The 8,350-nt window shown below is 54.1% G+C and carries 4 protein-coding genes; 3 read left to right on the forward strand and 1 reads right to left on the reverse strand.

Annotated features, from left to right (window positions below; genetic code table 11):
- Positions 1–124: 124 nt before the first annotated feature.
- Positions 125–1,219, forward strand: a complete 1,095-nt coding sequence (locus tag PN477_RS09305) for a glycosyltransferase family 4 protein (protein ID WP_272121338.1) — start codon at positions 125–127, stop codon at positions 1,217–1,219.
- A gap of 159 nt (positions 1,220–1,378) precedes the next feature.
- Here the strand turns inward: PN477_RS09305 and PN477_RS09310 are convergent, their stop codons facing one another.
- Entirely contained in the window at positions 1,379–3,916 is a 2,538-nt protein-coding gene (locus tag PN477_RS09310) for a DUF3536 domain-containing protein (RefSeq protein ID WP_272121340.1), read from the reverse strand.
- 764 nt (positions 3,917–4,680) lie between these two features.
- On the opposite strand from PN477_RS09310, the gene PN477_RS09315 reads away from it, so the two are divergent.
- Together PN477_RS09315 and PN477_RS09320 are read left to right on the forward strand one after the other, a co-directional pair.
- Entirely contained in the window at positions 4,681–5,703 is a 1,023-nt protein-coding gene (locus PN477_RS09315; RefSeq protein WP_272121341.1) for a Gfo/Idh/MocA family protein, read from the forward strand.
- A gap of 90 nt (positions 5,704–5,793) precedes the next feature.
- On the forward strand, positions 5,794–8,049 hold the full coding sequence (locus PN477_RS09320; RefSeq protein WP_272147201.1) for a sensor domain-containing protein: 2,256 nt from the start codon (positions 5,794–5,796) through the stop codon (positions 8,047–8,049).
- Positions 8,050–8,350: the final 301 nt, after the last annotated feature.

Genomic DNA, 8,350 nt, shown 5'->3' on the forward strand with positions numbered 1-8,350 from the left:
ATCAGGATAAATCAATGGCGCTAGTCGTTGAGCCTAGCAACCCTCTGCAACTCTCGTTGTTTGAGTGGATAAATGGTCAGGTAACTGGCTGTTCAGAATCCCCCACTATAGCCCGTAGGGTTTAGTGGGGGAGTATGTCAATGAGTATATTCCTGACGCGGTGTTCTATACGGGGCAAGTGGATTCGAGTTATGACTCGACTCAGCCGGGGGCAGACCGGATCGAGGTAGTGGATGATCCGTCATGGCTCACCATCAACGCCCTGCCGCCTCGATATCGCCGCCATCGTCTGTGGGTTACGCTCCAGATCATGACTCGTTTGTTAGCGTTTAAGCCCGATGTGGTGTATTCCGAAGGGTTTTCGCTCTGGACGGTTTTGGTGATTGTGCTGAAACGGGTGGGGCGATGGCGCGTGGTGTTGATCCAGGGTGGGAGTGCTCCCCATCGTGATTTTCGGCTGATGCAGTGGCGCACGCTGATGCGCCAACTGATGCTGATCGGTGTTGATAGTGTGATTGTCAATAGTCAACTGGGCCGCCAATACTTTATTGATGTGCTGAACTATCCGATCACTAAAATTCGGCAACGGATCTATCTTGTTCCCCATCTCAGCATCCAGGTTAGGGCTGGCGCGGCTGCGGCGATCGCGCCCCCGCTACCGCGCACCATGGCCCGGCCCATTTTTCTCTATGTGGGCCAGATTACCCCGCGCCAGGGCTTAATCACCCTGATTAATGCTTGTTTACTCTTGCAGCGGGGCGGCTATACCCATTACGCCGTCTCGATTATTGGGACGGGGAAGCAGCAGCCAGAACTGGAACAACTTGTGGTTCAAAACGGGATGGCTGCCCAGATTTATTGGCAGGGCGGAGTCGCGCCGGAGCAGTTGGGAGCGTATTTGCAGCAAGCGGATGTGTTTGTCTTTCCTGCCTATGAAGATGGATGGGGGATGGTGGTGTCAGAGGCGATGGCCTTTGGGAAGCCGGTGTTATGTTCCACGGGGGCGGCGGTGTGTGAACTGGTGCAGATGGGCGAAAATGGGTTTCGGTTTGATCCCCATGATCCCTTAGAATTAGCGGCTCAGATGGCCTATTGTTTGGATCACCCAGAACAGTTAGGTGCGATGGGTGAGCGATCGCGCCAAATCATCGCACCCTATACCCCCCAAACCGCCGCCCAAGCCTTTGTCGAAATGACGTATCAGATCCTCGAAATCTAGCAATCCAGGGGGGTAGATTTCCCTCCCTGCCTGGATTTCCCCCCGATTGCTCAACGGGTGAACTCGACCCACCCGGTTGAAGGGGGAAAGCGTCAGCGATCGCCGCTGATCCGATCGCTGACTATCCTAAATTTATGCGCCGCTGCGATCCGTCAATGCTTAAAGCAGCGTCGAAACATCCACCGCTAAACGTTTACCAAGATCGAGCAGCAGCGGCATTTGGGAATCATCCCAAGGACAGCTTAAGCCGGATTCGGTTTCCACACATTGGGGCACGATCACCTCGTGGAAGCAGCGGAAATACAGTTCCTGGGCCCGATCGAGGGACAGCCCCACCTCAAGGCGATCGCCCACATCGATCATCTTGGCAATGTGGTGTTGATCTTCGATCACCGAGTCCGACGCATTACTAAACAAGAGCGCCTGTAATGACCGTAAAATCAGGGCTTCTAGCAGTTGCTTCGCCCCCGGTAGGGTGAGGGTGCTGCGCATACTGTGGGCTTCGGTCACCGTGCTGTCTAGCTCTGCTAAGAGGCTTTCTTTTTCGGTGCAATCCTCGCAAACGTCCAACTCACTGAGCAGTCGTAAGCAGCGGTGGGACAGGGCAATATCTGCTGCCACCTGGAGTTCTTGGGGAACGGGTAGTTCTTCCCGGTGGAAGGCGCGGACAATGCTGTAATTGTCGCGGTAGGCTTGGCTATAGAGTTGGTTGAGGGTGGTTTTGCTCTTGTCGGCGATTTTTTGGATGATCCATTGACGTTCTTCGGCGAAGAGGGTTTCGAGGTTAAAGATGCGATCGCCAAACACCCGCATCATGCTAAACATCGTCTGCGACACACTGGCCTGCTGAATCGAATCAAACAGAGTTTCTTTGAGTTGAGCGTAGGCCAGACGACCGATAAAGGGCTGAATACAGCAGTGGAAATCCCAGCCGCCGAGGTGCAGCACCGCAAAGGTAAACTCCTTGCATTCGCGGGTAATTTCCGACACCAGTTGCAAATGACCCAAGGCGAGGGTTTGCGTCCCGATCCGTTGCTTGGCGTATTCCAGTTGGGTCGCTTCGTAGCAATAGACGCGATCTTCGGTGTTGTAGCGGCTAAAGAGGGAGGTGATCGCATAATGGGCCGCCACCCGTTCAAAGGTAATCCGTGAGGAGACCACTAACTCATCGTAGACCCGTCCCCCATCGCGGAACTGTTCCACATTACTCGGAGCGGCGCGGAGGCGATCGCGGAATTCCGCCTCAAGCTGAATCCCGGCCACCTCTCCGGCCAATTCAATCGCCCGCGCCGCATAGCGCAAAATCTGCACCCCTTCGGGCCGCGACAATTCATCAAAGAACCAGCCACAACTGGTGAACATCAATAACGCCTGGTGTTGCATTTCCAACAGACAGAGGGTGTCCACCTGTTCAGACTCCGTGAGGGGGTGCTGTTGATGGCGATAGAGAAAATGCACCGTATTTTCCGGGGTGCGATTGTGCATCACCTGAATATATTCATCCCGTGCGAGCCAGGGATCATGGAGATATTTCCGGGCGTGGGTTTCGTAAACATCCGCGAGGCGATCGCGCAGCCAATTCAAACTATCCCGCAACGGTCGCCGCCATTTTTGCTGCCAAGTGCCACCGCCCCCACAGCCGCAATCACTCTGCCAGCGATCCACCCCATGCATACAACTCCAGGCAGTCACCGGCTTGAGCACCACTTCCCAGGTCGGCGGGCAAATGCTCAGATAATGGGCCACATTGGTCACTTGCCATTGACGCTGGGCAAACTCTTGGGTAAACGCATAGCTGAGGCATTTTTCCGTGCCGCCTTTGTGGTGGCCAAAGGTTTCGCCGTCGGTGGCCACGCAAATCAATTGCGAGGGGCGATCGTCGATGCGCACCGCCTGGCTGAAGCGATCGGCGAGATTTTGCGAACTACTGAGCACATCATCAAAGCCCATGCCTTTCGAGATCGGGCCATCGTAGAAAAAGATATCAATGTGCTTGCCGTTGGGCAGAAAACAGCGATAGGGGCGGGTGGGGTCAATTTGACCGCCACCGACGGCTAACCAATCCGGATCAGGGTTGTTGTCCGTGGGAATCGGGCGGCAGCGTTCGGCCTGGGAGGGGGCGAGAATAATGAAGCGAATCTCCTCGTTGGCCAGGGCTTCGAGGGTGGGATAGTCCACCGCTGTTTCAGCAAGCCACATTCCTTCGGGGTCGCGGCCAAAATGGGCCCGAAAATCCGCTTTTCCCCAGCGAATTTGGGTGTATTTATCTCGCTCATTGGCGAGGGGCATGATGATGTGGTTAAAGACTTGGGCGATCGCATTGCCATGGCCGTTTAAACGCTCGACACTCTTGCGATCGGCCTCAATAATGCCCTGATAAACTTCCTCATCATGTTTTGCCAACCACGACATCAAGGTCGGCCCCACATTGAAGCTCATATATTCAAAGTTATTAACAATGCTGACCACTTCCCCCTGATGGTTCAAAATCCGCGAGAACACATTGGGGCGATAGCATTCATATAAAATGCGCTCATTCCAATCATGGAATGGGTAGGCACTGGGTTGACGTTCAATAACATTTAAATAGGGATTTTCGCGGGGCGGCTGATAAAAATGTCCGTGGATGGTGATGTATACCCCCGTCGCCACTGCATTCTGTTCCTGAGGGTCTTGGGTGGGATGAGAATCAGACATTAATTGAGTAGTCATAAACGTACTAAGCTGAGATCAAGAACTAAAGAACAACAAGCAGTAAAAATAGCGGAGTTAATCCTAATCGTGACGGATCAAAGGATTAGGAATCGGGGGATACCGTTAGGGATCATGGGGAATAAATTGGGTGATCCGATCGCGTCGTGCTTTTCTCTAGTGAAGCGCAAAGCTAAACAATGCTGGAAAATTTATCAATTTCTTAACGAACTGATGATTTTTTTTACATTCTGTTTCAGTGTTATTGAAATCGCGCCAAAACAAGACTAGACGGAATGTTGGGATAATTGTCCTCGCTGAAGGGTGAGGGATCAGGGCGAGAAATCAGGGAATTTGTGTCAGGATTATCTAACGTTGTAAATCGTTACATTCAGCCGGACTGGGGAAAGACTGGGGACGGAGAACGAAAAAATGACAGTGTTACACTGGGGCGCGATCGCACCCCCATCTCAACCCGGCAGCACAATGACCGCGATCGCATCACTTCGACCGGGTAAACACTTGCCAGGCAATCACGATCGCAAAGCCAATATAGGCAAGCATCGCCAGTTGATCGAGCCAGGATGTGGTTGGGGAAAACAGGTCAGAATGCATGATGATAGTGTGCTCTAGGGGCTAATCCCGCTGATGATAGCGTACCCTGAACGCATGAAGCCCCGTGCGATCGCGCCTTGGGTTTGGGGAGTGCAGCCGAGCAGAGATGGATTGGGACTCGATCAGGACGAGTTGAGAAGAAATTAGGAGGAGAGATGTCTATTGCGATCGCTGTTTTCGGGGCTGGCCGCTGGGGTCGCCATTTTATTCGCACCTTTGCCCACCATCCCGATGCTCATCTGGTGGCGGTGATTGATCCCCACCGGGAACACCGCGAGGCCTGCCGAACCACGTTGAATCTCAACGCGGATCTATGGCTGGTGGCGAGTTGGGACGAGCTACCGGATTCTTTAACGCTGGATGCTGTGGTGATCGCCACACCCGCCACGACCCATTACACCCTGATTACCACCGCCCTCCAACGGGGCTACCATGTCCTCGCAGAAAAGCCCCTCACCCTTGACCCCCAGGACTGCGCAACCTTAACCGCCCTCGCCCAACGCCAGGGCAAGCAGTTATTTATTGACCATACCTATCTGTTTAATCCGGCGGTGTTGGCGGGGGGGGAGGTGGTGCGATCGCAGCAGTTAGGGACACTGCGTTATGGTTATGGAGCGCGAACCCATTTAGGGCCCGTGCGGCAGGATGTGGATGTGTTGTGGGATTTAGCGATTCATGATCTGGCGATTTTTAACCATTGGCTGGGGCAACGGCCGGAAGTCGTGCAGGGGGTGGGCCAGGGCTGGCTCCAGCCGGGGATCTGGGATCAGGTGTGGGCGACCTTGACCTATCCCACGGGGGTACGGGTGCAGTTACAGTTTTGTTGGGCGAATCCGGATAAGCAGCGGCGGTCGGTGTTGGTGGGCGATCGCGGTGTTCTCATTTTTGATGAGATGCAGCGGGAGCAGCCGTTAATCGTGCAGCGGGGTCATGTGGGGCCGGCTGCTGCTCAGTTTCCACCCTTGGATCTGGCCACGGAGCGCGTCCCGGTGCCGCCCGGTGAACCCTTGGCGATGGTGTGCGATCGCTTCTTGGCCAGCATCCACACCCAAACCCCCGACCCGGCCGCCTCTGGTCAAATGGCGCAGCAGTTGGTTGCCACCCTAACCGCCCTCAGCCAATCCCTGACTCAGGGGGGAACCCCCCAACCCGTAGCGTACCAATCCACGGAACAATAACACCATCCCCACCCCCAACCCTGTCCCGTGCAATCCAGCACAGCCATCATCCCGCAAACGTACGATAATGAAACTGCTACTGTGCCACCCATGAGTATGCTCCAGTTTCGTGACCCTCACTCTCGCCCTCTGCTCCGCCTGATTGGGGCATACCTTGGCATTGGCACAGGATTAGTGACCGGAGTGGGGGCGATCGCGAACCAAGTGCTCCAAGTTCCGCCCGCGATGGCTTGGCTGCATCTGAGCTTTGGCTGGGGGGCGATCTGGCTGAGTGGGGGTCTCGCCTATGGTGTCTTGCGCCGTTGGACTCTAGCCCTCACCCAGCAAAGCGATTACATTGAATACCTCTTTGCGGCTAATCCCTGCCCCGTGTGGGTCTGTGACGCACGCAGTCAAGAATTTTTAGCCGTTAATCAAGCTGCGATCGACACCTACGGCTACAGCCGCGCCGAATTTTTGCAGTTAACCCTGTGGGATTTGCTCACCTCAGACACTTCCCTTTCCACCACCAACCCGATCACCCATCGCACTCAAGACGGCACAGAACTCACCGTCGATGTGACCCATATTGATTGCACCTATCAAAATCGCAATGCCCGCCTCACGATTGTGCAGGATATGACCCCCCAACAAAATGCGGTGTTGGCCCTCCAAGATCAAAAGGTGCAATATCGGACGCTGGCGAATCAAGTTCCTAGCAGTGCCGTCTTGCTAATTGATCCGCAATTACGCTACACCTTCGCCGCTGGTACTACCCTCGATCGCCTCCCCATTGATCAGAGTCAAATTGAAGGCTGTACCCTCGCCGATGCCTTTTCCCCCGCAGCCTGTGCGCAACTCGAACCCCTCTACCGCCGCGCCTTAGCGGGGGAATCCTTAACCACCGAATTAACCCTGGATCAACGCACCTTTCTCACCTCTTTGGCTCCCCTCTATGACACCCACGGCAGGATCAGCCAAGCGATGAGTTTGGTGCAAGACATCACGGATCGCAAACAACTCGAAGCGCAACTCCATGCCTATGCCTACACCGATCCGGTGACGCAGTTGCCCAATAAAGCCTGGTTTTTAGAGCAGCTTCACGATCATTTAAGCGCCTGCCAATCGGGGAATACGGGCTTTTTTACGGTGTTCTTTTTGGAGTTGGAACGCTTTAATGCGGTGAAGTATAGCCTCGGCCATGACTGGGCGGAACAGATGATGGTGGCGACGGCGGAACGGTTGAGCACTTGTTTGAATTTGGCTGATCCGGTGGCGCGGGTGGGGGATCATTCCTTGGCGTTGGTGTTGACGAATTTACATACCACGCTGGATGCGACGGCGATCGCAGAATATATTCACCAACAATTGAATCAACCCCTCGAAATTGATAGTCAAGAATTATTTTCCAGTGTCATGATCGGGATTGCGATTATCGACACCCCCGATCGCACCCAACAAGATGCGGAAGACGTGCTGCAAGCGGCGGATACGGCGATGAATTATGCTCGGTTTTACCACCAGGCGAACCATGCCATTTTTGAGCCGCGCATGTCAGAAGATGCGATCGCTCGCTTCTCCCTCGAAGCCCAACTGCGCCAAGCGATTCAAAAACAAGACTTTGTGGTGTTCTATCAACCCATTTTCAACATTGCCTCAGCGCAATTAGTCGGGTTTGAAGCCTTGATGCGCTGGGAACATCCCGAACTGGGTTGGATTACCCCCAGTCGGTTTATTCCCGTGGCCGAAGAAACCGGATTGATGGGGTTGATTGATTGGTGGGTCTTGGGGGAAGCCTGTCGGCAATTGGGCCAATGGCAACAGCATTGGACGGGGGCAACGCCGTTGGTGTTGACGGTGAATGTGTCGGGGGCGTTGCTAAATCAATTTGGGTTTCGCGATCGCCTCCGCCAAGTCACCCTCAGCAATCGACTTAAACGCGGTAGCCTCAAACTCGAAGTCACCGAGCAAATTCTGTTCGAGCACCAAACCGCCACGCATAACATCCTCGATCAACTCAAAAATCTCGATGTCAAACTCGCCGTGGATGACTTCGGCACAGGCTATTCTTGCCTGCAACACCTCCACCATCTCCCCATCGATACCCTGAAAATTGATGCGTCATTTGTGAATACGATGCTCGACAATGCCGATAGCCTCGAAATTATCCGCATTATCATCGCCTTGTCCCAAAGTTTGCAGATTAATGTGATTGCGGAAGGGATCGAAACCACAGCCCAGTTGGACATGCTGCGATCGCTCCATTGCATCTATGGCCAAGGCTATCTATTTGCGGAACCGGTTCCGGCGGCTGGAGTGCTGCCCTTCATTCTCCAAAACCAGATGTCCCATTCGCCGGAACCCTAACCCCTAATAGTATTCTCCTGGCCGACGAAGTAGACCAAAGGGGGTGAGGGGTTTGATTCTAGGGAGTAGCGATCGCTCCCCGCTGCCTGATCATCAGGAAAATGGGTAGAAACCCCGTGCTTTTAGCACGGCTTTATGTTAGGATAATGGAGCTAAAAATGATAACCAAGCTCTTAGCCCAAAAATACGTTTGAATACCGCAGGGCTTGCGGGAAGGCTAAAGCCTAAAGTCTGCCGAGCGAACCTAAGACCAAAAAACCCCAGAGGTGGAGGCAGTTGCGAAACCCCAGCGATGGGAAGA

Source organism: Spirulina subsalsa CS-330 (genome assembly GCF_028330765.1).
Taxonomy (GTDB): domain Bacteria; phylum Cyanobacteriota; class Cyanobacteriia; order Cyanobacteriales; family Spirulinaceae; genus Spirulina; species Spirulina subsalsa_A.

Bases quoted from the DNA above. Each gene is read 5' to 3' on its own strand.
- PN477_RS09310 (WP_272121340.1), bottom strand. From the start codon at position 3,916: ATGTCTGATTCTCATCCCACCCAAGACCCTCAGGAACAGAATGCAGTG.
- PN477_RS09315 (WP_272121341.1), top strand. From the start codon at position 4,681: ATGTCTATTGCGATCGCTGTTTTCGGGGCTGGCCGCTGGGGTCGCCAT.
- PN477_RS09320 (WP_272147201.1), top strand. From the start codon at position 5,794: ATGAGTATGCTCCAGTTTCGTGACCCTCACTCTCGCCCTCTGCTCCGC.